The following is a 20,619-nucleotide window of genomic DNA, read 5'->3' as shown; positions in this document are numbered from 1 at the left end:
CTCTCAGTCGTCCAGGCGTCGCTTATTCCACAACCCAGACAGTCAGACCCTCGGCGTTCTGCAGAATGGTCGAGGAAATACTACCGAGCAACAGAGACTTGACCTTGGAAAGACCACGGCGACCGACAACAATCGTATCACAGTCAAGGGCGCGCGCTTCATCGAGGATGTCAAGAGCGACCCCACGGCCCAGGGGTTTGATGCGCAACTCCAGGTTGTCTTCGTCCAGACCGCTTTTCAGCAGCAGCGCCTTGATCTCTTCCAGCAGTGACTGCACCTCTTTCATTTCTTGCAGGTGATCCTCGTCGCCGTGCAATTCAGGCTCCGTGGATTCATCGGCCACCACAGGCTGTGACTGCTGGGCGCCATAAGGGATCCCGGAACTGACGACCAGAGCCGTCACGCGGCAGCCCTTCAGATGAGGTGCGACGCGCGCCACATATTCAGCCGCGCGCTGGGAATGAGGCGACAGATCCAACGCCAGCAGAATTTTGAGCATGAGCAACCTCCCCTAGAATATAAAAAACAAAAATGTGACCAGGGACAAAAACACCACGGCCAACAGCACGCTGCCGCCCACCGGATAACTGCCGTGACGGCTGCGTTGGGTGATGATTTCACGCTCGCGGGCCAGGGCCGTTTCATCAAGGCCCTTGGCGCGCAACAGCGGTCGCAACAGCAGCCATTGCAGGTGGCCGCCGGGTTGGGCGAAAAACCGGGTCAGGCTCGAAGGCAGGCGCCGCATGGCGAGATTGTCGCCGGTCTGGTTGAGCCCGTTGAGGCTCTTGTCCACGGCGCGATAGAAAAACTGCCCGCCGCGCCGATAAAACCAGTCCGTATCCACGGCGATGGCCGCCTTGGGTTCGAGCTTTTTCAGCAGCAGGAAAAATCCGAGCATGGTGAACAGCAACAACTGCATCGCCTCAGACAGGTGATAGGAGGTGTAGGGATTGTAGTCCGTTGCATACGGCAGCATGTCGTAGAGATAGGGAGTGTAAACCCCGATGAAGATGCACAGCGCCGAGGTGATGGCCATGGCGGCGTTCATGTTCCATGGCGGATCGGCAGCACGCTCCCAGGTTTCGGGCTTGCAGTTGTTCTTGCCGAACCAGATGAAGTAAGGAACCTTGAGGCCGGTGTGGAGGAAGGTGCCCGCCGAGGCCAGCATGAGCAGAAATGCCGCCCACAACAGGTGCTCGTCGAACCCGGCCTGCACCGTCATGGACTTGCTGACGAAGCCGCTGAACAGAGGGAATGCCGAAATGGACAAACCGCCAATCAGGGTAAAGAGAAAAGTCCAGGGCATCTTGCGGTAGAGGCCGCCGAGCTCGGTGAACTTGCTCTGGCCGGTCATGTGCAGCACCGCGCCGCAACCCATGAACAGCAGCCCCTTGTAAAGAATGTGGGCGAAGGCGTGAGCGCACACCCCGTTGATGGCCAACTGCGTACCTATACCGACGCCGGCCACCATGTAACCCACCTGGCTGATGATGTGATAAGCGAGCAACCTGCGGCTGTCATTTTCCAGAACCGCGTAGACGACACCGTAAAGGGCCATGATGACGCCGAGCCAGATGAGGATCTCCAGTCCGGCGAAGCCGCGCGCCAGGGCATAGACCGCAGTCTTGGTGGTGAACGCGCAGAGAAACACCGCGCCGCTGAAGGTCGCCTCGCCGTAACCGTCGGGCAGCCAGGCATGCAGGGGCGGCACCGCGGCGTTGAGCAGAAAACCGATGAGAATCAGCCATTCGCCGAGCCCGGGGCTCTGCACGTTGAAACCCGCGAAGGCGAGGCTGTCCGCACCCTGGCTGTAAAGCAGGATGCCGGCAAGCAGCGACACCCCGCCTGCGGCATGCACCAAAAGGTAGCGAAAACCGGCTTCGAGGGATTCTTTGCGCCCGCGAAACCAGATGAGAAACACAGAGGAGAACGCCATCATCTCCCAGAACAAAAAGAGCGTAATGAGATCTCCGGCGTAGATGGCTCCCAGGGAACCGGCAACGTAGACCCAGGCTGCGGCGAACTCGCCCTTTTTCTTGACCTTGAGGGCGTAGAGGGTGCCGATGATAGCCATCAGCGCCATGATGTAGCCGAACACCGAAGCCAGAGCGTCGACCCGTCCGAAAGTCAGGGTCCAGGACAAAAAGGGCACTTCGCCGTAGGTGCCCTGCGCCATGGTGTGAACCCGGGCAAAGACCAGGGTCGGCACCAGCAGCAGATAGCCCGCGCGCACCCGCTCAGGAATCAGGGGCAGCAAAGCCGCGCCGAGCAACAGAATCAGCGCGGGATGAATCCACAGATCAGTCATCGTAGAAATCCTCACGGCGCATAATGCCGATATCGCCGAACCACTTGGAGATATAAACAATCAGAACACAGCTGATAAAGCCGTACACCGACCAGAAACCCGGCAGCAACTCCATGGCCGTATGGGCTTTTTCTTTGTCGACCAAGGCCGGGATGGCGTCGATGACGACCAGCAGGGCAAGAACCAGAAGGAACAGCCGCACCAGCAGTTTCCAGCGCCGGTTGAGCGCTTCGATGATTTGCACGAGGGTCATGGCAGCACCAATTGAGCGAGGCTCAAGAAGAAATAGGGATAGAGTCCGATGGCCAGGGAGATGGTCGCGGTGAGGCACAGAGGCACCACCAGGGTCAATGGCGCCTCCTTGATACCGGACACCGCTGCGATTTCAGCCGTAGGCTTGCCGAAAAAACCCTGGTAGACGATGGGCACGAAATAGGCGGCATTGAGCAGGGTGCTGCTTAAGAGCACCGCCAGCAGCGCCAGTTGGTCCGAATCGAGCGCGCCGTTAAGCATCAGCCACTTGGAAACGAAACCCGCAGTCGGCGGCACGCCGATCATGGTCATGGAGGCCAGGGCGAACGCGCCGAAGGTAAAGGGCATGATGCGTCCCAACCCGCTCATGTCGGAGATGTATTTTTTATGCGCGGCCACGTAGATGGCCCCGGCGCAGTAAAACAGGGTAACCTTACCGAAAGCGTGACTGGCGATATGCATGATGCCGCCCATGACCGCCGCCGGCGCGAGCATGGAGATGCCGAGAATGATATAGGAGAGTTGTCCCACGGTGGAGTAGGCCAGGCGGCGCTTGAGATTGTCTTGGGTGAGGGCGATGAGCGAGGCGACGATGATGGTGACACTGACAAAATACGGCAGGATCGCGCCCACAGACAAGGTCCCGAGTACGTCGAGACCGAAAATGTCGAGAAGTACCCGCGCAATGGAGAAAACGCCGACCTTGACCACCGCGACCCCGTGCAGAAAACTGCTGACCGGCGTGGGCGCCACCATGGCGGCGGGCAGCCAGGGGTGAAAGGGCATGATGCCGGCCTTGGCGAAACCGGCCACCAGCATCACCAGCATCAGGCCGAGAACGCCTGGCGAGGCGGTACCGGCAACAATGCCGCCCTGGGTAAAATCAAGGGTTCCGGCCAGGCTGTAGCACAGCAGCATGCCCGGCAGGGCAAAGGCGATGGAGGCGCCGAGCAGAAAAGTCAGATAACGCCGTCCCGAAGCGCGCGCCTCGGCGTTGCGCTCGTGAGCCACCAGGGGATAGGTGGAAAGCGACAGTACCTCGTAGAACAGATAGAGGGTCAGCAGGTTGGCGGAAAAGGCCACGCCGATGGTCGCGCCGATGGCCACCGCGAAGGAGGCGAAATAGCGGGTCTGATCGTGCTCCTGCAGGGAGCGCATGTAGCCGATGGAGTAGATCGAGGTCAGAATCCAGAGAAAGGAGGCGATCAGGGCGAAGAACATGCCCATGGGATCGACCCGTAACTGGATGGGCGCGCCGGGAAAGGCCTCGACCAGGGTGAACACATAACCGCCACCGGACAGCACCATGGGCAGCATGGACGCAACGATGAGAAACTTTCCCACCGCAATGATCAGCGTCCAACCTTCACGCACGTTGGGGTTGCGCCCCGAGAGCATGATGGGGATCGCGCCCAGTATGGAGATCAGAACAGCGGCCAGAGGCCAGAAGGAGGGGTGAAGATCCATGGTCAGACTCAACTCACTTCACGAAAAGAAAAAGCACAGGAAAACGGGATTGACCCGCGCCGACTCAATACAGCCATGACAAGGCCGGAGCTATGACTCCGGAGACCAGGGGCCCGGCCGACAGACCGACGACGATCAGGGCCACCGCGGCCAGGATCAGGGGTTGTACCAGGGCGCCCGGCGCCTCGTTACGAATCACACGGCCCTCGGCATCAAGGGCCTGGTCGGCGCCGTCGAAAAAGGCGATTTCAATAATGCGGAAGAACAAAACAGCGTTGACCAGGCTGCTGAAGATCAGCGCCGCGACATAGATATATTGGCCCGCTTCGATACCGCCGAGGATCAGATACCACTTGCTGAAAAAGCCCGCGGTCGGCGGCACCCCGATCATGGAAAAGGCGCCCACGGTAAATGCCGCCATGGTCCAGGGCATGCGCCGGTAGAGACCGCGAAAATCCTCAAAACGGCAGCTGCCCTGACGATAGACCACGGCCGAAGCCACCAGGAACAGGCACAGGGTCATGAGCGCATCGTTGACGATGTGCAGCACTGCACCGGTCAGCGCTTGCTCGTTGATCAGCCAGACCGCGCCCACCATGTAACCGACCTCGGCGACGATGATGTAGGTGAGCATCTTTTTGAACTCCACCTGCGCCAGGGCCAGGGACGAGGCGATAAAAATGCCGATGGCCGCGGCCCAGACGATGAGGTGCGGTACGGCCGGATGCAGCACGAAGGCATATTCTGGAGAATAGACCGTGTAGATGAGGCGAATCATCAGATACACCGACACCTTGGTCATCAGCGGCGCGATCAGCACGCTGGTCCCGGATGGGGCAAAAGTGTAGGCATTGGGCAGCCAGCTGTGCAGAGGAAAAAAGGCCGTCTTGATCCAGATTCCCACCATCAGGAAGGCAAAGGCGGTGGCCACCGCCGCGCCGCCGTAGAGCTCCGGAAGGATGCGGCCGATGTCGACCATGTTGAGCGAGCCGGTGAGGATGTAGAGATAACCGGTGCCGAGCAGCAGAAAGCAGGCGCCGATGGTGCCCATGATGATGTAGTTGAAGCTGGCCAGGGGCGCGCGTTCGCGGCCCATGGCGATGAGCCCGTAGGTCGTGATGGCGGTAATCTCGAGCATGACGTAGAGATTGAAGGTGTCGCCGGTCATGGTCAGGGCGAGCAGCCCCGAAACCAGAATCAGATAAAGAGTGAAGAAATGGTGCTCGCGCCCGGGCAACTCCTTGGCGACGCTGGCGCCTGCCGACCAGGTCGCGACCAGGGCGACCGCGGCCACCAACAGCAGCATCAGGGCGGAGAGAGGATCGACGATCAACTCGATACCCCAGGGCGGCTCCCAGCCGCCCATGGTGTAGCTCAAGGGACCGTCACGCAGCACGCGCGGCAGCAGAAACAGCGCGCACAGGGTGGAAACGGCCAGGGACACCATGGCCAGGGGCGCAATCAGGGCGGGGCGACGGGCGCCCAGCAGGTTAACCACCACAGCCATCAGCAGAGGCGCGGCAACAGAATAAGCGGGAAGGTTCGCGCTGATCATCGACCGATTTTCTCCAGAATCTCGTCTTCCTCCAAGGTGCCGTACTCACGGTAGATGCGCAGGATAACCGCCAACGCAATTCCGGTGACGCTGACTCCGACGACAATGGCGGTCAGCATAAGCACATGGGGCAGAGGGTTGACCACGGTCGCCACGTCGATGGCGCCGGCCAGGGCCAGCTCCTTGTCGACAACGGCCAGGCCGGCATCGCGTTTGACCCCGGTCGAGACGAAAAACAATATGATGGCGGTTTGAAAGATGTTCATGCCGATAAGCTTTTTCACCAGATTGCGCTTGCCGATCATGGCGTAGAAGCCGATCATCATCAGCACCACGTAAATCCAGTAATTGTACTTGGCGACAATCTCTTCGAGCAGGCCTTCCATCTCAGAGTCCCTCCTCCAGGGTTCCGGCGGAGGCCAGTTCCCAATACAGCACGAGCATGATGCAGGCCACGCCGATCTGCACCCCGAGTTCGACCAGCAGAATACCCAGGGAGCGCCAGTCGGGAATCGCCATGGGAATCACCGTGGCAAAAGCGGCGTAATCCATGAAATACCCACCGAGCAGCGCGCATACAACACCGATGCCGGCAAAAATCAGCACACCGATGTTGCTCGCGGCCATGATGACCTTGGGCGGAAATAACTCCTTGGAATATTTCAGGTCAAACGCCAGGGCCATGAGCACAAAAGATGCGCCCAGCAGCACCCCTCCCTGAAAACCGCCGCCGGGGCTGTAATGGCCGTGAGCCAGCACGTAAAGTGAAAAAAGCTGAATAAAAGGCACCATCATGCGCACTGCGGTGCGAATGATCAGATCTTCACCCAAGTTGCCCGCGCGGACCTGTTCCTGAAGAATTTTCATTCCCTGACTCTCCGCAGAACGCCGATGACGCCGATGCCGGCGCAGTAGATGACCACCAGCTCGAACATGGTATCGTAGGCCCGGTAGTCACCCAGCACCGCCGTGACCAGGTTGGGGGTGTGGGTAGCCTGGACCGCGGTCTCGATATAGCCCGCGGATACATGCGTGTTGGCCGGCGACTCGGGATCGCCCCAGGCGGGAAAATCGGCGGTGCCGTAAAGCAGAATGGCACCGGTGAGAAGAGTGGCGGCAAGAGCGAGCAGCTTCAATCCTTACTCCTTCGGCTGGTGCGATAAATAGCGGCAATGAACAATATGGTGCTGACCCCGGCGCCGACGGTCGCTTCGGTAAAAGCCACATCGACGCCGCCCATGCCGGCCCACAGCAGGCACATGAGAAAACTGTAAGCGCCGAAAATGAGCGCTGCACTGAGCAGATCGCGTACCGTGATCGCTCCGATGGCGCAGATCACGAGCATGGTCAGGATAATCAGATCAACTTGCCAGATCATTTGCGTTTCTCCGGACGCACCCAGGGCTCAACTCCCGTCGCCAGAGCGGCGCGGGTGATGGCGTGGGTCGCCGTGGGGCTGGCGACAAAAACAAAGGCGGCAATGGCGAGAATCTTGAGCGCCACCAGAATTTCCGCGAAATTGATTCCGTCAAGAGTGTAGAGAGCAACGGCGAACAAAGCCAGCATACTGGCCAGGGTATCGCATTTGCCCGCCGCGTGAAGGCGCGTGTAAAAATCGGGGAAACGCAGAATACCGACCGTGCCGACAATAAAGAAAAACAACGCCGCCAGGAGCAGCAGAGCCACCACAACAGACATTCTCAGCGCACCTCCTCTTTGACCGATTTTTCATCTTCGAGATTGACACTGCGGCGCCGCAGAAAAAACCTGGTGGCGCCAAGCACCGCGATGAAGTTCAGCAGGGCATAGGCCAGGGCGATATCCACAAACATCGCCACGTCGTGAAACAGCAGGCCCATCAACAGCAAGAGAACCGTGGTTTTGGCGCCGAGTACCGTCAGTCCGACAATGCGATCAAGAACTGTCGGCCCCGCCACCACCCGGTAGAGAGTCAGCAGAATCAGCAGGGTCAATACGACGGCGACCGTCAGAATAAAGGTTTCCATCACCCGCGCTCCTCTTCCAGCGCCGCCGCCACCCGCCGCTCCATTTCACCCGGCAGACTCGCCGCGGTGTCGTCGGTCAGAGCGTAAACGGTAAATTCGTCGTTGTCGATGTTGATGGTGATGGTGCCGGGAGTCAGGGTAATGGACTGGCCGAAGGTTACCCGCGCAAAAGGCGACTTGAGACTGGTGGTAAACCGCACGATCTTCGGGTTGATGAGTTCGAGCATGCGCGGGTGCAGCACGATTCTGGCCACCTGCACGTTGGCGACCACGATTTGCCAGAACAGCCAGGGCAGATAGACTGCCATGCCCAGAACCGAACGCCCGGCGACCCCAATCTTGCCGTCGGGAAACAGCAGGTGGGAAGAAAACCATGCGACCGCCGCGCAGGAGATCACGCCGAGAAACAGGTGGAAGGCGTCGAACATCCCGGACAACATCATCCAGAACACGAACAAAATCAAAAAAGTTACAAGCCTGCTCATAATCAATCCATCATCTGTCCGCCGTGAAACCCGGCGAAGTGACCTTAGCAAAAACACTCTCGTTGTGAGCGCCAGAGGCGGACCCGGCAAGCCCGGGTTTCTCATGCGACCCAGAGTGCAAAATTGGAACCAATCGGACACATCCTGAAAATGAAAACGGGGTTAAGGGTAGACATGCCTTCGGTGGGTGTCAAGCAAAACCGGTCAAAAACCCATCAAAAGACGGTTCCTTTGGCCTTGTCGGAGGGCAGGGATTGCCCTATAATCCCCTGCAGGCCGAAGCAGAAAATTCGGCGCCCGAGAAACAATAAAACGTTGTTCCCAAGGAGACAAGATGAATCGACAGATCCGCTCCGCGGCAATCCAATTCAACATTACCCTCGGCGACGTCGCGCGCAACCGCGGCAAAGCATTCTCTGCCCTGCAACAGGCGGCTGACGACGGCGTGCAGCTTGCCGTTCTGCCGGAAATGTGGAGCACCGGCTATGACTATCGCCGCCTGGTCGAACTGGCCAAGGAAACGCCGGCGATTCTCGCCGAGCTACAGGAGACTGCAGCGCGCCTCGGGCTGGTGGTGGTCGGCAGCCTGCCGGAAAGCGAGGACGGCAAACTCTACAACAGTGCCACGGTGATCGATCGGGGCGAATTGCGCGGCAGATACCGCAAACTGCATCTGTTTTCGACCATGGGGGAGGACCGCTTCCTCGCGGCCGGCGACAGCACCCTGGTGGTGCCGACCTCGGTGGGACGGCTGGGGGTGGCGATCTGCTACGACCTGCGCTTTCCCGAACTGTTCCGCAAACTGGCCCTGGAAGGCGCGGAGATTCTGTGTCTGCCGGCGGAGTGGCCCAAACCCCGCCAGGAGCACTGGCGCACCCTGCTGCGCGCGCGCGCCATTGAAAACCAGCAATTCGTGGTCGCCGCCAACTGCTGCGGCATCCAAGGCAAACTGGATTTTTTCGGCATGAGCCTGCTCATTTCGCCCTGGGGCGAAGTCCTCGCCGAAGGCGGCGAAACCGATTGTCAGCCCACGGCTCTCTTCGATTTCGAGCAAATGACGAGCTTCCGCAGCAAGATTCGCTGCTTTCAGGACCGGCGCCCGGAAATCTACGGCACCCTGCCCTGATCGGCGCTCCACTCAGCGGCTGAGCTTTTTGGCCTCGCGGCGCAAACGCGGCGGCACGTCTTCGAGACTGTCCACCAGGTGCAGCGCCCCCTGCTCATCGACGTACACATAGCCTGTGGCGGAGTTTTTTTGTGCCGGGGCGGCCGGTGGAGCCTGCTCGATGACATCCTCGATAGTCAGCGTTCGGCGCTGCGCGGGCCGATCAAACAAGCGATCGCGGAAGCCGACGTAAAATTGCCGGGTTTCACGATAACCGGGCAGGTCCAGATCGATGCGCAGCAGAGCCTGATCCAAGGCTGCCAGCAGCAGCACGAAGATCAGGCTCCACAAAAAAAAGCCCCCGATTTTTTTCATTGTTTCCTCAAGAATGATGGTGGTCGTGGTCGCGAGGCCCTTTGCCGTGACTGCACAAGCTGGAACGCCGCGGGCGGTGTTCCAGCTGCTGAATCACCGGGCCGCTCAGGCAACTCGAACACTCGCACTGCAGGGTGGTATGGGTTATATGGTAGTCGTGCTCGAGCATCTCTTCGATCTCGCCCACGATCTGTCCTTGACGCAGGCGGAACTGTGGCTCCACGTCGACATGCGCCGACAGCGAGGTTATGTGCGAACAGATCGACCAGCAGTGCAGGTGATGCACGTCGTTGACGCCCTCCACCGCACGCATTTTGGTTACGATCTCATTGATGTCGATGTGCGGCGGCACCCCTTCGAGCAAGATATGCACGGCGGCGCGCATGATGCGCAGCGCGCCAAAGCCGATGATCAGCACAATGGCCACGGAGACCAGAGCGTCCACCACGTACCAGCCGGTCAACAGCATCACCACACCGCCCAGGATTACCCCCACCGAGGCGATGGCATCGCCGATCACATGAAGAAAGGCGCTGCGCACGTTGAGATCGTCGTGGGAGTGGCCATGCAGGCGCGATGCCACAATCAGATTCATTACCAGCCCGACGGTGGCGATGATGAACATTTCCAGGCTTTTGACCTCCTGGGGGTCGAGAATACGCCGCCAGGCCTCGAAGAGAATGCCCACGGCCATAAGCAGCAACGTCGCGCCGTTGATCAGCGAAGCGAGAATCTCGGCGCGGTGCCAGCCATAGGTGCGCCGGTCGGTGGCCGGGCGCGAAGCGAGCTTGATCGCCATCAACGACAGCGCCAGGGCGAAGAGATCGCTGAACACATGGGCGGCATCGGAAAGCAGTGCCAGAGAGTTGGTCCACAGGCCACCGATGACCTCCGCGACGAAGGTAACGCTGGTCAGGGCGATGGCAAAGACGAAGCCCTTGGTGAGTTTCCGGTCGAAATGGTTGCCTTCCGCCATTTTTCTACCCCTCGAAAAAAAGCGTACTCATATTAGCGCCGGCCCTGGTTCCGCGCAACAGGCTTTGCCGCAGGCGCGGCCCTGTTATGGATGGTTTTCTTTTGCGCCGCCCTATGCTATTTTTCCCTCGTCCATATCGCCCCAAGGAGCAGTCGCATGTCGCAAAAACACTATGATGTTCTAATCATCGGCGGCGGTCCCGCCGGCCTCACTGCCGGTCTCTACACCTCGCGCGCCCAACTTCGCAGCCTCATGGTCGAACGCATGATTCTCGGCGGCCAGGTCATGACCACCACCAAGGTCGAGAACTACCCTGGGTTCCCCGGCGGCATCGACGGCCCCGACCTGATGGTGCGTTTTCAGGAGCACTGTCAGGAATTCGGCCTTGAAGTCAAGTACGGTGAGGTGGAAAGCCTCGTCGATCAGGGTCGTTTCAAGGCGGTGCGCGTCGACGGCGAAGAAATCCTGACTCGCACTGTCATTATTACCACAGGCGCCGAGCCACGCAAGCTCGGAGTGCCCGGGGAACAGGAACTGACCGGGCGCGGGGTCTCCTACTGCGCCACCTGCGACGGCGCTTTTTTTAAGAACGTACCCGTGGCCATCATCGGCGGCGGCGATACGGCCGCTGAAGAAGCTCTGTTTCTGACTCGTTTCGCCGAAAAAGTCTACCTGATTCACCGCCGCGACCAATTGCGCGCCACCAAGATTCTTCAGCAACGGCTGTTCGCCAACGACAAGATCGAGCTTCTCTGGGATTCGGAGATCGAGCGCATCGAAGGCGATGCCCGTGGCGTCAAGGCCGTCGAGCTGCACAACCTGAAAAGCGGCAAAAAAGAATCCCTGGCGGTGGAAGGGGTGTTCATGGCCATCGGCGTCACGCCCAAAGCGCATTTTCTTGCTGAGGTACTCAAGCTTACCGACGAGGGCTACATCCTCACGGACGCCGAATGCCGCACCTCGATCCCCGGCGTCTTCGCCGCCGGCGACGTGCGCAAAAAAATTCTCAAACAGATCGCAACAGCCGTCGGCGATGGCGCGGTGGCCGCCATCATGGCGGAGAAGTATCTGATGGACGAAGAACAATAGCCCATTTTACCGCCGAGAACGCGAAGGCCGCCGAGAAAACCCGAGAAAAACTATTGGTGCCAGGTGGTTCCTTCTTGGCCCTTCGCGTCCTCGGCGAGCTCAGCGGTGCAGGGATTTTTGCAGTTTTGCATTGAATTCATCTACTCAGCATGGGGGGGAACATCATGCTCGCCAAAGTTTTGTCCGGGGCGCTGCTCGGCATCGATGCCTATCCGGTAGACGTCGAAGTCGATATCGCCCAGGGTCTGCCCCAATTTTCCACTGTGGGGTTGCCCGAAGGCGCGGTCAAGGAAAGCAAGGATCGCGTCATTTCCGCCATCAAGAATTCCGGCTACGAATTTCCCGCGCGGCGCATCACCATCAACCTGGCCCCCGCCGACATCAAAAAAGATGGCGCCGCTTTCGACTTGCCCATGGCCGTAGGCCTGCTCACCGCCACCGGCCTGATCAAAGAGAACGCTGCGAAACGCTTTGTGATGATGGGCGAACTGTCCCTGGACGGCCGCATCAAGCCGGTGCGCGGTGTGCTTCCGGTGGCTGTGGCCGCGCGCGACTGGCAGACCCAGGGGCTCATTCTGCCCGAGGAAAACACCCCCGAAGGCGGCATTGTCGAAGGTCTCAGGGTCTATGGTGTGCGCGATCTCGGCGAAGTGGTCGCCTTTCTCAACGGCGAACGCCAACTTTCGCCCTGCTCCCTGCCGGTCCCCGAACTCTTTGCCCAGGCCCGCCAGGGAGCGGAAGACTTTGCCGAGGTGCGCGGGCAGGAGCACGCCAAGCGCGCTCTGGAAGTCGCCGCTGCGGGTGGCCATAATATTCTGATGGTCGGCCCACCGGGCAGCGGCAAGACCATGCTGGCGCGCCGCATTTCCACCATCCTGCCCGACCTGAGTTTCGCCGAGGCGCTGGAAACCACCAAAATCCATTCGGTAATGGGCCTGCTTTCGGAAAAGCAGGCGCTCATTGCGCGGCGCCCCTTTCGTCATCCCCACCACACCATTTCCGACGCGGGACTCATCGGCGGCGGCAGTTATCCGCGCCCCGGCGAGGTGAGCCTGGCGCACAACGGCGTACTGTTTCTTGATGAACTCCCGGAATTCAAGAAAAACGTGCTGGAAATGCTGCGCCAGCCTCTTGAAGATGGCCAGGTGACGATTGCCCGCGCCGCCACCAGCCTCACCTATCCCGCCGATTTCATGCTGGTGGCGGCGATGAATCCCTGCAACTGCGGTTTTTACGGCGACACCCTGCAACAATGCTCATGCACGCCGCTGATGCTCCAGCGCTACAAAACCCGCCTTTCCGGGCCGCTCCTCGACCGCATCGACCTGCACGTCGAAGTGCCGCGGGTGGCGCACAAGGATCTCGCCGACCCACGCGACGCCGAGCCCTCATCGGCAATCCGCGCCCGTGTCGAAACAGCGCGCACCATCCAACGCGAACGCCTCGCGCCCTTCGGCCTGCACTGCAACGCACAGATGCAAGCCCGCCATATCCGTAAATTCTGCGCCGTTGACGAGGCCGGCCACAAGCTGCTCGAAATGGTCACCGATCGCCTGGGCCTTTCGGCACGCTCTTATGCCCGGATTCTGAAACTTGCACGCACCATCGCTGATCTCAGGGCCGACGACACTCTCACCCAAGCACATCTTGCCGAGGCCATTCAATACCGCAGTCTGGATCGCCGGACGGGGTGAACAGCGGGATATCAGGCGCGAGGCCAACTAATTAACCGTAATTGTTGCGCTTGTGGCGCAGGGCGTGACGATATCGTTTAAACATGGCGGCTAAAGAGTCTCAAAAAAACCTTACACCGACGAATTTAATGGCTTGCTTTTCAAAAGTCGGCCGTGCTAGCATTCGATCACTTAACTAAGTTTGTGTAAGTTTTTTCGTTCAACAGATTGGCGAGGTGTCAGCTGGAACCAAAAGCACAAGCCTGTTTGGGCCTGTGTTTTTTTGTTTTATGGACGAAGCGGGATTTGCACGACACAAGACTTCCCCGATGGGAGCATGGAGAAAAAAATGGTAGAAGGCACAGTGAAATGGTTTAACGACGCAAAAGGTTTTGGTTTTATCGAGCAGGACAACGGACCTGATGTATTCGTCCATTTTTCCGAAATTCAAGGCGATGGCTTCAAGTCTCTCGCCGAAGGCGATCGCGTGAGTTTTGAAGTGACCCAAGGCCAGAAAGGCCCTCAGTCAGCCAACGTACGTAAGATCTAAGTTAAATTCTGTTTTTAATTGCAAAAGAGCCCCGCGAAAAATCGCGGGGCTCTTTTTTTTAATCAAATTCATCAACCCCGCCACAGGGTCCAAGCCAAATCGTTTTTATCCGTACTCTGAGTAAACTTTGCGTTGCATGTCTGACACTGATAATCCTGCTCCTCGAATCCGCGTGGTTTTTTGCCTTTGAAAATGCGCGGATCATCGATCTTCACCAAGGAATCATGCGGCTTTCCGTTGCGCGACTTCTTTGCCTGCTCTTCACACAGGGCACAAATTTGCATATTCGTCTTCTTTCCATCGGGTTTGCGCTCCCCCTGCCCAGCCGTTAACCTTCAGCCGGAATGCCGGAGTTATTTGCAGCGCATGGTTTTCTTGCCGTCCTCAAAAAGAACCTCGACCTTTTGTGACCCGACTACGCGCTGGACCAAACCAAGACCGAAGAGGGGATGATTGATGAGCGCCTTGACCTTGTACGCATCGGTCATGGAATAGACACGCGCCGCATCGCTGTTCATGCTCGGACGCAGAGTTTCCCACTCCTTGCGCTCAGCATCCTTGGGGTTGGCGGAACGGCGTGTGGCAGGCTTTTTGGCGACGCTGGGCGGCCGGTACTTATGTTCACGCGCGCAACTGTTGCACTGCACCGTAAGCGGACCCTCTTCAGACAGGGTAAGGATGACATGACCGACATTTTTGCGGCATTTCGTGCAGCGCGCTTCGATCGCATCGCCGGGGGAGAGCGTGGTACTTTCCATGGATTGACTCCTCTACTTGATCAAGCCGGAATTTGTCCGATGATAAACCAGGGAGATCGCTGGAATCTTCGAACAAACGCGACAATTGACATGCCGCAAACAAGCGGCGCGTGGTTTGAATCTCTTCTTTTCCGTAACGCCATCTCCGTACGGGCTAAAGGGCGGTGTTGGTTTAGGGAGGACTCTGGGTGGGATAGGATTAAACTATAATACACGTTTCACCAAATAAAAGATACTCGGTACGGGCCGTGCATACGAAATTTGATTTTCCGCGAGAATCTACCCCTCCATAAACGCCTTTGCTTTTGCGGATTATTTTTTCATTTAATAGATACGCTAGGCCTATAAACTCTCCCCCTGAGAGATTTTTTTTTGCACAAAGCCCAACACGCAGTATAATAATCCCTAATGTAGAAAGGTTAAAGGGCCGACAGATTGCTATGGGAAACAGCGGAGAGGCAAACACTGAAGGTTAGGCACGAGGGAGACATTGATGAAGGAGCCGGAGAAAAATGCCATGGTTTGCAATATTGTTGATTGGTTGCGGGGCGTCGAAGAAAGAGCTGCCCTTTTTTACGCCGAAGCCGCTGCCGCCTTTGCCGAGGACCTGGAGTTTTCCGCTTTTCTCTCCCGCCTGGCAAAGGAGGAGGACGACCATTTCAAATTGCTCAATCAGGCGGCAACCCAGATCACTCAAGGAGCAATTGCAGATAGCTGCTTCTGGGTCGACGAAAACCTGCAGCAAAACGCAGAAGCTCCCTTTGTTCGTGGTCGATCGTTGCTAAAAGACAATCAATTATCCAAAGCGGCCCTGATCGGAATTATTGCCGAAGCCGAATTCTCAGAATGGAACGACATCTTTCTTTATGCCATAGGCACCCTTAGAAAGTGCGGCCGAGAGTATCAGGAGGCGGCCGCAGAGCTCGACCGGCACCGGCTGGAACTCGAACAGTTCATTCTTTCATCGCCAGGGGGCGAGGCGCTGCTCGCGAAAACCGGGCGCATGCACCCGGTATGGACAAAATGCATTCTGATCGTGGAGGATGAGCCGGCGGTTGCCAACCTCATTAAGGCCCTGGTTTCCAGTCACGCAGAGGTGGTCCTAGCCAAAGACGGTGCAGAAGGCATCGCTCGCATTCGTGAGAGGTACTTCGACGTGATCGTATCTGACGTGGAAATGCCCAAAATAAACGGCATAGATATGTACCAGCAAGCATTGACCATAGACGCAAATCTCAATAAGCACTTCGTGTTTTTCACGGGAACCCGCAAGCCGCAGCATCATCGTTTTTTCCAGTCGGAAAACGTAATCATGCTTCCCAAGCCCACGTCCCTTGACCGATTGCGCAAAGCCATCAAAGAGGTCGCTGAGAGCGCTCGACCGGGCACGCTCAACTAAAACTCTTGTCCGTGAGGTCCAGGCAAAAGGATAAACCGCCTAGTACCCCGTGCACCTGATCCGCCGAATTTTTAGGGAAAATCCTGCACCGAGCCAGATGAGAAAAATGCAAATAGAAAAAACCGAGGGTGTAGAGAAACAGCAATCGCACCCAGGCCCATATTGCGGCGAATTTGCTGCCTGGCTCTTGAATCGAAATCATGCTATGAACATCCGAACAATATGATAACCCTTGATCGCCGGAACACTGACGACATTTTGCAGATGGAGAGAACATGAAGCGCTGGGTAGCCTATTTTCTCCTGACGCTCGCGTGCCTGCCGACGCTGTCACCGACTTTCGCCCAGGCCAAGCAGCGCCTGGTCCTGGCGACCACCACCTCGACCCAGAATTCGGGCCTGCTTGAGGTGCTGCTGCCGCCCTTCGAGCAGAAAAACAACGCGCGCGTCGCCGTCATTGCGGTCGGCACCGGGCAGGCCCTGCGCCTCGGCGAGGCCGGTGACGCCGATGTGCTCATGGTGCATGCCCGCGCCCGGGAAGAGGCCTTTGTCGCCGCCGGATACGGCCTCAAGCGCCACGAGCTGATGTACAACGACTTCGTCATCCTGGGGCCCCCTACCGATCCCGCCGGGGTGCGCGGCATGAAAGATGCGACGGCGGCCCTGGCCCGGATTGCCGCAAGCGGCGCAAGATTCATCTCGCGAGCCGACCAGTCCGGCACCCATGTCATGGAAATGGATCTCTGGCAGCAGGCCGGCGTGAAGCCTAAGGGTCGCTGGTACATCGAAGCGGGCCGCGGCATGGGCGAGGTCATCCACATGGCCACCGAACTCAGCGCTTATGCCCTGGCGGATCGCGGCACTTACCTCGCCTACCTGGGCAAAACCGATCTCGTCGTGGCCTGCGAAGGCGACGCGCGTCTGTTCAACCCCTACGGAGTGATTGCCGTCAACCCGGCGCGCCATCCCCACGTCAAGATCGAGCTGGCCGAGAAATTCATCGCCTATCTGTTCTCCGACGAAGCTCAGAGCCTGATCAAGGGGCTTGAGCGAAACCAACAGCAACTCTTCTTTACCTATCCCTGAGGCTCCTCGCCCCGCGCCGGGAAAACCGTCTCCCAAGCGGCGAACCCAATCCTGTCGCCAATTTTCAGGGGCACTCGCCTTTGCAAGGATTGCTGCAACGAATCCTGCGACGTCGCAACGACGTCGCACTGAATTCCCGCCGCGCCATCGCCCTGCCCCCACATGCATAACATATTGATTTATAATATTTTTCAATTCTTCTGAGCTCTCCTTGCATTTGGCACGTCCTTTGTTATTAGAGATGAGTGCAAGGCCTGCACAAGGCCCAGGAAACTCTCACCGGAGAAAGGAGGATGGATCATGGCAAGATGGGATCTTTTCAGGGAAATGGACATGCTGCGTCGGGAAGTGGATGAGGCCTTCCGCAGTTTCGGCATGGGGCAGGTGCTCAATCCGGCATTCATGCCCGGCATCGGCACTGGTGATTACCCGCGCATCAACCTCAGCGAGGATGACAACAGCTTCTACGTCGAAGCCCTGGTGCCCGGCCTTGAGCCGCAGGACATCGAGCTGAACGTCATGCAGGGCACCCTGACCCTGGCGGGGGAGCGCAAGGAGGGCGCCACCAACCAACGCACCTGGCATCGGCGCGAACGCGGCACGGGCAAATTTCTGCGCACCATCGAACTGCCGGCGGCCGTCGATAGCGAGAAGGTCAGCGCCGAATATCACAACGGTGTGGTCGCCATCACTCTGCCCAAGGCCGAAGCTGTGAAACCGAAAAAGATTTCGGTGCGCGCCAACTAAGGACACCTTCAAGAACTGAGAAAGGAGGATTGCATCATGGCAGACAAAGGAATGGTCACCCGTGAGGATAGATCCCTGGCCCGCGAAGGCGTACGCGCCCCCGACACCTACGTGCGGCCCGCGGTCGACATTTACGAAACCGATGAGAACCTGACTCTGGTCGCCGATCTGCCGGGCGTGGCCAAGGAGGATCTCGACATCAATCTGGAGCGCGGCATCTTGACCATCAAGGGCTCGGCCAAGGGCGGTGCTCCGGGCGAGGCGGTTTTTCGGGAGTTCTCCCTGGGCAACTACTTCCGTCAGTTTCAGTTGCCCGATGAGATCGATTCGGAAAAAACCGCAGCCGAACTAAAAAAAGGCGTGTTGACCCTGACCCTGCCCAAGTCGGCGGCGGCTAAACCACGGCGTATCGAGATCAAGCACTAAACCCTTTGCACCGCTGAGGGCGCCGAGAACGGGGAGACAATCGCAGAGAAAAAAACAGATTGATCCCGAGATTTTTCTCTGCGAACTCTGCGTTCTCGGCGGTGAAAAAAAACAACGCGTTGGGTCGCCATCAAAGAACATCCGAGGAGGTGATCTTATGGCACTGCAAGAAATGATGCCTTGGAGAAAAAAAGACCTGTCGCTGAACCGCCGCGCGGGCGACGGCCCTCTTCTGGACGGTCATAAAAAAAGGGCCGCCCTGCTTTGCGGGGCGGCCCTAAATCGTGCAAAAGTCACAAGGTCATCAACGACCGACGTTACTCGATTTTCTGGAAAAACCTGTAGAAGTCCGAATCGGTACTGATCACCAGGCGCGAATTGTCGCTGACCGATTTGCGATAGGCCTCAAGGGAGCGCACAAAGGCGTAAAATTCGCGGTCGCGATTATAGGCATTAGCGTAAATATTGGCGGCCTGCGCATCGGCTTTACCGCGGATTTCCTCGGCACTGCGGAAGGCCTCCGACTCAATGGTACGCAGTTCGCGCCCCATCTGACCAAGAATATCGGCGCGCTCGCCTTCACCCTCGGATCGATACTGGGCCGCCACCTGTTTACGCTCGGAGATCATCCGCTCGTAGACACGCTGACGCACCTGCTCCACGTAGTTGATGCGCTTGATCTGCAGGTCAATGAGTTCAATCCCGTACTCAGGCGTGCTCTGCTGCGCCTCTTCAAGCAGTTGCGCAAGAATTTGCTCGCGCCCGGCGAGGGTGTCGGCATCAACCTTTTCGCCCTCGACCTCGAACACCTCTTCTTCGGCGCCGCGCGGCGCGACGTAATCGGTGCCGCGCACCAACTCGACCAGCAAATGCCCGGACACCGCATCACGCACCACCGAGTCGAGAATATCGTCGAGGCGACTCTGCGCACCGCGCTCGTTGGCCACGGTGGTATAGAACAGCAGGGGATCGGTAATGCGCCAACGGGCGGTCACGTCAACCCAGATGTAGCGCATGTCCTTGGTGGGGATCTGGTTAGGATCGCCGTCCCACTGCATGATGCGGCGCTGAAAGCGGTGCACATCCTGCACCAGGGGGATTTTAAAATGCAGGCCGGCCTGGCGCACTTCGCCGACGGGCTTGCCGAACTGGGTGACCAGAGCCTGCTCGCCCTCGTCCACAACAAACAGGCTGCCCTTGGCCAGGACAAAAGCCACCACGGCGACAATGATCAAAAACTCCTTTTTCATCGGGTTCCTCCTTGGCGCGCCTGACTCAGGGGCAGCAGGGGCAAGGGGCTGGTCATCCCGTTCCCATCAATCACGTAGATCTCCTCCAGGATCGGCAAAATGCTCTCCATGGTTTCCAGATAAAGGCGCTGCCGGGTGACCTGCGGCGCGTTATGGTATTCGGTTAGCAGGGCGAGAAAACGCGTTGCTTCACCCTCGGCACGATTGACACGCTGGACGGCATAGCCTTCGGCTTCGAGAATGCGACTGCGCGCTACGCCGCGCGCTTTGGGCACCTCGCGATTGTACTGCTCGCGTGCCTGCAGAATCATGCTTTCTTTCTGCTGCTCGGCCTCGTTGACCTCGTTAAAAGCGTCGCGAACCGGGCCCGGCGGATTAACGTCCTGGAAACGCACGGTGACGATCCGCACGCCCATTTCGTAACTGTTGAGAATTTGCTGCAGATCCCGTTGGATCTCCAAGGCCAGGGCCGCGCGTTGCACGGTCAACACGTCGGAAACATTGGAATTGCCGACCACGCGCCGCACCACCGCTTCGGAGATGTCGCGAATGGTGGTCTCAGGGTTGTTGACCTTGAACAGGTACTTGTAAGGGTCGGAGATCTGAAACTGCACCATCCATTCGACGTCGGTGACGTTGAGATCACCGGTGAGGGTCAGGGATTCTTCTTCCAGGCGCCGCGGCGAATAGGTGGTGCGCACGCCGGCCTCCTGGGTCCGGAAACCGAACTCCTCGCGCAGCACACGCCCGGTCTTGACCAGGAAGACCTGGTCGATACCGAAAGGCAACTTGAACTGCAGGCCGGGATCGGTCATGTGTGTGAACTTTCCGAGCCGCAGCACCACGCCCGTTTCCTCGGTGCCGACCTTGTAGAAACTGGTTGAGGCCGCCCACAGAACGAGCAGCAGCACCAGGCCGCCGACGATCATGTTGGTCGGTGGTTTCTGCCCCTTGACGCGGTTGAACATCTCCACGACTTTTTCTTCCACTTGCGATTCTTTTTTTCCCCAGGGTCCGTTTTGCATCTCATGTCCTTACGGCGGTGGAAATCATTTGCGCCGGTGCTCCGCCTCTCGCAACGGCAAGTGGTGACTATAGCACAGAGAGCCAAAG

25 protein-coding genes are annotated in these 20,619 nt (G+C 58.4%); 8 read left to right on the top strand and 17 right to left on the bottom strand.

What is annotated here, in order from left to right:
- Positions 1-22 precede the first annotated feature (22 nt).
- The 12 genes from GFER_RS17435 to GFER_RS03595 form a co-directional block, all read right to left on the bottom strand.
- Positions 23-499, bottom strand: coding sequence for a universal stress protein (locus tag GFER_RS17435; RefSeq protein ID WP_052445920.1), 477 nt, complete (start codon positions 497-499; stop codon positions 23-25).
- Positions 500-511: 12 nt separating this feature from the next.
- On the bottom strand, positions 512-2,308 hold the full coding sequence (locus tag GFER_RS03640; protein ID WP_074669496.1) for a Na(+)/H(+) antiporter subunit D: 1,797 nt from the start codon (positions 2,306-2,308) through the stop codon (positions 512-514).
- On the bottom strand, positions 2,301-2,561 hold the full coding sequence (locus GFER_RS03635; RefSeq protein WP_040096143.1) for a hypothetical protein: 261 nt from the start codon (positions 2,559-2,561) through the stop codon (positions 2,301-2,303). Before GFER_RS03635 ends, GFER_RS03640 begins: the two co-directional genes overlap by 8 nt.
- Positions 2,558-4,027 (bottom strand): monovalent cation/H+ antiporter subunit D family protein, encoded by a 1,470-nt coding sequence (locus GFER_RS03630; RefSeq protein ID WP_040096140.1) that lies wholly within the window; start codon positions 4,025-4,027, stop codon positions 2,558-2,560. Before GFER_RS03630 ends, GFER_RS03635 begins: the two co-directional genes overlap by 4 nt.
- 64 nt (positions 4,028-4,091) lie before the next feature.
- Positions 4,092-5,582 carry a complex I subunit 5 family protein gene (locus GFER_RS03625; RefSeq protein WP_040096137.1) on the bottom strand — a complete coding sequence of 497 codons (1,491 nt, stop codon included), beginning with the start codon at positions 5,580-5,582 and terminating at the stop codon, positions 4,092-4,094.
- On the bottom strand, positions 5,579-5,968 hold the full coding sequence (locus tag GFER_RS03620; protein ID WP_040096135.1) for a cation:proton antiporter subunit C: 390 nt from the start codon (positions 5,966-5,968) through the stop codon (positions 5,579-5,581). Before GFER_RS03620 ends, GFER_RS03625 begins: the two co-directional genes overlap by 4 nt.
- Before the next feature lies 1 nt (position 5,969).
- Positions 5,970-6,449, bottom strand: coding sequence for a Na(+)/H(+) antiporter subunit B (locus GFER_RS17430; RefSeq protein WP_052445919.1), 480 nt, complete (start codon positions 6,447-6,449; stop codon positions 5,970-5,972).
- Complete coding sequence (gene mbhE, locus GFER_RS17425) at positions 6,446-6,718, bottom strand: hydrogen gas-evolving membrane-bound hydrogenase subunit E (RefSeq protein WP_052445918.1); 273 nt, start codon at positions 6,716-6,718, stop codon at positions 6,446-6,448. The genes GFER_RS17430 and mbhE overlap by 4 nt, the downstream gene beginning before the upstream one ends.
- Positions 6,715-6,960: a Na(+)/H(+) antiporter subunit B gene (locus tag GFER_RS03610; RefSeq protein WP_040096133.1), complete on the bottom strand. Its 246-nt coding sequence runs from the start codon at positions 6,958-6,960 to the stop codon at positions 6,715-6,717. The genes mbhE and GFER_RS03610 overlap by 4 nt, the downstream gene beginning before the upstream one ends.
- Positions 6,957-7,280, bottom strand: a complete 324-nt coding sequence (gene mnhG, locus GFER_RS03605; RefSeq protein ID WP_052445917.1) for a monovalent cation/H(+) antiporter subunit G — start codon at positions 7,278-7,280, stop codon at positions 6,957-6,959. The genes GFER_RS03610 and mnhG overlap by 4 nt, the downstream gene beginning before the upstream one ends.
- A gap of 2 nt (positions 7,281-7,282) precedes the next feature.
- On the bottom strand, positions 7,283-7,588 hold the full coding sequence (locus GFER_RS03600) for a monovalent cation/H+ antiporter complex subunit F (protein WP_040096129.1): 306 nt from the start codon (positions 7,586-7,588) through the stop codon (positions 7,283-7,285).
- The gene (locus GFER_RS03595) at positions 7,588-8,073 is read right to left on the bottom strand and encodes a Na+/H+ antiporter subunit E (protein ID WP_040096127.1); all 486 of its coding nucleotides are present in this window, start codon (positions 8,071-8,073) and stop codon (positions 7,588-7,590) included. The genes GFER_RS03600 and GFER_RS03595 overlap by 1 nt, the downstream gene beginning before the upstream one ends.
- Positions 8,074-8,407: 334 nt before the next feature.
- Between GFER_RS03595 and GFER_RS03590 the strand changes: the two genes are divergently transcribed.
- Complete coding sequence (locus GFER_RS03590) at positions 8,408-9,199, top strand: carbon-nitrogen family hydrolase (protein WP_040096125.1); 792 nt, start codon at positions 8,408-8,410, stop codon at positions 9,197-9,199.
- A 12-nt stretch (positions 9,200-9,211) separates the two neighbouring features.
- On the opposite strand, the gene GFER_RS03585 is transcribed toward GFER_RS03590, so the two are convergent.
- Positions 9,212-9,553 (bottom strand): hypothetical protein, encoded by a 342-nt coding sequence (locus GFER_RS03585; RefSeq protein ID WP_040096123.1) that lies wholly within the window; start codon positions 9,551-9,553, stop codon positions 9,212-9,214.
- Between the two features lie 7 nt (positions 9,554-9,560).
- Positions 9,561-10,529 carry a cation diffusion facilitator family transporter gene (locus GFER_RS03580; RefSeq protein WP_040096122.1) on the bottom strand — a complete coding sequence of 323 codons (969 nt, stop codon included), beginning with the start codon at positions 10,527-10,529 and terminating at the stop codon, positions 9,561-9,563.
- Between the two features lie 156 nt (positions 10,530-10,685).
- Between GFER_RS03580 and trxB the strand changes: the two genes are divergently transcribed.
- From trxB to GFER_RS03565, 3 genes are all read left to right on the top strand, one after another.
- Complete coding sequence (gene trxB, locus GFER_RS03575; RefSeq protein WP_040096121.1) at positions 10,686-11,618, top strand: thioredoxin-disulfide reductase; 933 nt, start codon at positions 10,686-10,688, stop codon at positions 11,616-11,618.
- Between the two features lie 164 nt (positions 11,619-11,782).
- Positions 11,783-13,312 carry a YifB family Mg chelatase-like AAA ATPase gene (locus GFER_RS03570; protein WP_040096120.1) on the top strand — a complete coding sequence of 510 codons (1,530 nt, stop codon included), beginning with the start codon at positions 11,783-11,785 and terminating at the stop codon, positions 13,310-13,312.
- 328 nt (positions 13,313-13,640) lie between these two features.
- Positions 13,641-13,841: a cold-shock protein gene (locus tag GFER_RS03565; RefSeq protein WP_040096118.1), complete on the top strand. Its 201-nt coding sequence runs from the start codon at positions 13,641-13,643 to the stop codon at positions 13,839-13,841.
- Between the two features lie 353 nt (positions 13,842-14,194).
- Here GFER_RS03565 and GFER_RS03555 read toward each other — a convergent pair whose 3' ends face one another.
- A complete protein-coding gene (locus GFER_RS03555; RefSeq protein ID WP_040096113.1) occupies positions 14,195-14,599 on the bottom strand; it encodes a hypothetical protein in 405 nt (134 codons plus the stop codon).
- Positions 14,600-15,092: 493 nt separating this feature from the next.
- Between GFER_RS03555 and GFER_RS03550 the strand changes: the two genes are divergently transcribed.
- From GFER_RS03550 to GFER_RS03525, 4 genes are all read left to right on the top strand, one after another.
- Positions 15,093-15,998, top strand: a complete 906-nt coding sequence (locus GFER_RS03550; RefSeq protein WP_040096111.1) for a response regulator — start codon at positions 15,093-15,095, stop codon at positions 15,996-15,998.
- Between the two features lie 275 nt (positions 15,999-16,273).
- Positions 16,274-17,083: an ABC transporter substrate-binding protein gene (locus GFER_RS03540; RefSeq protein ID WP_040096105.1), complete on the top strand. Its 810-nt coding sequence runs from the start codon at positions 16,274-16,276 to the stop codon at positions 17,081-17,083.
- 300 nt (positions 17,084-17,383) lie between these two features.
- Complete coding sequence (locus GFER_RS03530; protein ID WP_040096100.1) at positions 17,384-17,830, top strand: Hsp20/alpha crystallin family protein; 447 nt, start codon at positions 17,384-17,386, stop codon at positions 17,828-17,830.
- A gap of 36 nt (positions 17,831-17,866) precedes the next feature.
- Positions 17,867-18,256 carry an Hsp20/alpha crystallin family protein gene (locus GFER_RS03525; RefSeq protein ID WP_040096097.1) on the top strand — a complete coding sequence of 130 codons (390 nt, stop codon included), beginning with the start codon at positions 17,867-17,869 and terminating at the stop codon, positions 18,254-18,256.
- A gap of 317 nt (positions 18,257-18,573) precedes the next feature.
- On the opposite strand, the gene hflC is transcribed toward GFER_RS03525, so the two are convergent.
- Together hflC and hflK are read right to left on the bottom strand one after the other, a co-directional pair.
- A complete protein-coding gene (gene hflC, locus GFER_RS03520) occupies positions 18,574-19,506 on the bottom strand; it encodes a protease modulator HflC (protein WP_040096095.1) in 933 nt (310 codons plus the stop codon).
- Positions 19,503-20,531, bottom strand: coding sequence for an FtsH protease activity modulator HflK (gene hflK / locus GFER_RS03515; protein WP_052445916.1), 1,029 nt, complete (start codon positions 20,529-20,531; stop codon positions 19,503-19,505). Before hflK ends, hflC begins: the two co-directional genes overlap by 4 nt.
- Positions 20,532-20,619 lie beyond the last annotated feature (88 nt).

Origin of the sequence: Geoalkalibacter ferrihydriticus DSM 17813 (assembly GCF_000820505.1) — a bacterium.
Classification (GTDB): Bacteria; Desulfobacterota; Desulfuromonadia; order Desulfuromonadales; family Geoalkalibacteraceae; genus Geoalkalibacter; species Geoalkalibacter ferrihydriticus.
Note: the sequence above shows the minus strand (reverse complement) of the source record. Positions and strands in the feature narration are given on the sequence as shown.

What these genes read in the sequence shown, in the direction of transcription:
- GFER_RS17435 (WP_052445920.1), bottom strand. Translation starts at nt 499, where the DNA reads ATGCTCAAAATTCTGCTGGCGTTGGATCTGTCGCCTCATTCCCAGCGC.
- GFER_RS03640 (WP_074669496.1), bottom strand. Translation starts at nt 2,308, where the DNA reads ATGACTGATCTGTGGATTCATCCCGCGCTGATTCTGTTGCTCGGCGCG.
- GFER_RS03635 (WP_040096143.1), bottom strand. Translation starts at nt 2,561, where the DNA reads ATGACCCTCGTGCAAATCATCGAAGCGCTCAACCGGCGCTGGAAACTG.
- GFER_RS03630 (WP_040096140.1), bottom strand. Translation starts at nt 4,027, where the DNA reads ATGGATCTTCACCCCTCCTTCTGGCCTCTGGCCGCTGTTCTGATCTCC.
- GFER_RS03625 (WP_040096137.1), bottom strand. Translation starts at nt 5,582, where the DNA reads ATGATCAGCGCGAACCTTCCCGCTTATTCTGTTGCCGCGCCTCTGCTG.
- GFER_RS03620 (WP_040096135.1), bottom strand. Translation starts at nt 5,968, where the DNA reads ATGGAAGGCCTGCTCGAAGAGATTGTCGCCAAGTACAATTACTGGATT.
- GFER_RS17430 (WP_052445919.1), bottom strand. Translation starts at nt 6,449, where the DNA reads ATGAAAATTCTTCAGGAACAGGTCCGCGCGGGCAACTTGGGTGAAGAT.
- GFER_RS03610 (WP_040096133.1), bottom strand. Translation starts at nt 6,960, where the DNA reads ATGATCTGGCAAGTTGATCTGATTATCCTGACCATGCTCGTGATCTGC.
- mnhG (WP_052445917.1), bottom strand. Translation starts at nt 7,280, where the DNA reads ATGTCTGTTGTGGTGGCTCTGCTGCTCCTGGCGGCGTTGTTTTTCTTT.
- GFER_RS03600 (WP_040096129.1), bottom strand. Translation starts at nt 7,588, where the DNA reads ATGGAAACCTTTATTCTGACGGTCGCCGTCGTATTGACCCTGCTGATT.
- GFER_RS03595 (WP_040096127.1), bottom strand. Translation starts at nt 8,073, where the DNA reads ATGAGCAGGCTTGTAACTTTTTTGATTTTGTTCGTGTTCTGGATGATG.
- GFER_RS03590 (WP_040096125.1), top strand. Translation starts at nt 8,408, where the DNA reads ATGAATCGACAGATCCGCTCCGCGGCAATCCAATTCAACATTACCCTC.
- GFER_RS03585 (WP_040096123.1), bottom strand. Translation starts at nt 9,553, where the DNA reads ATGAAAAAAATCGGGGGCTTTTTTTTGTGGAGCCTGATCTTCGTGCTG.
- GFER_RS03580 (WP_040096122.1), bottom strand. Translation starts at nt 10,529, where the DNA reads ATGGCGGAAGGCAACCATTTCGACCGGAAACTCACCAAGGGCTTCGTC.
- trxB (WP_040096121.1), top strand. Translation starts at nt 10,686, where the DNA reads ATGTCGCAAAAACACTATGATGTTCTAATCATCGGCGGCGGTCCCGCC.
- GFER_RS03570 (WP_040096120.1), top strand. Translation starts at nt 11,783, where the DNA reads ATGCTCGCCAAAGTTTTGTCCGGGGCGCTGCTCGGCATCGATGCCTAT.
- GFER_RS03565 (WP_040096118.1), top strand. Translation starts at nt 13,641, where the DNA reads ATGGTAGAAGGCACAGTGAAATGGTTTAACGACGCAAAAGGTTTTGGT.
- GFER_RS03555 (WP_040096113.1), bottom strand. Translation starts at nt 14,599, where the DNA reads ATGGAAAGTACCACGCTCTCCCCCGGCGATGCGATCGAAGCGCGCTGC.
- GFER_RS03550 (WP_040096111.1), top strand. Translation starts at nt 15,093, where the DNA reads ATGAAGGAGCCGGAGAAAAATGCCATGGTTTGCAATATTGTTGATTGG.
- GFER_RS03540 (WP_040096105.1), top strand. Translation starts at nt 16,274, where the DNA reads ATGAAGCGCTGGGTAGCCTATTTTCTCCTGACGCTCGCGTGCCTGCCG.
- GFER_RS03530 (WP_040096100.1), top strand. Translation starts at nt 17,384, where the DNA reads ATGGCAAGATGGGATCTTTTCAGGGAAATGGACATGCTGCGTCGGGAA.
- GFER_RS03525 (WP_040096097.1), top strand. Translation starts at nt 17,867, where the DNA reads ATGGCAGACAAAGGAATGGTCACCCGTGAGGATAGATCCCTGGCCCGC.
- hflC (WP_040096095.1), bottom strand. Translation starts at nt 19,506, where the DNA reads ATGAAAAAGGAGTTTTTGATCATTGTCGCCGTGGTGGCTTTTGTCCTG.
- hflK (WP_052445916.1), bottom strand. Translation starts at nt 20,531, where the DNA reads ATGCAAAACGGACCCTGGGGAAAAAAAGAATCGCAAGTGGAAGAAAAA.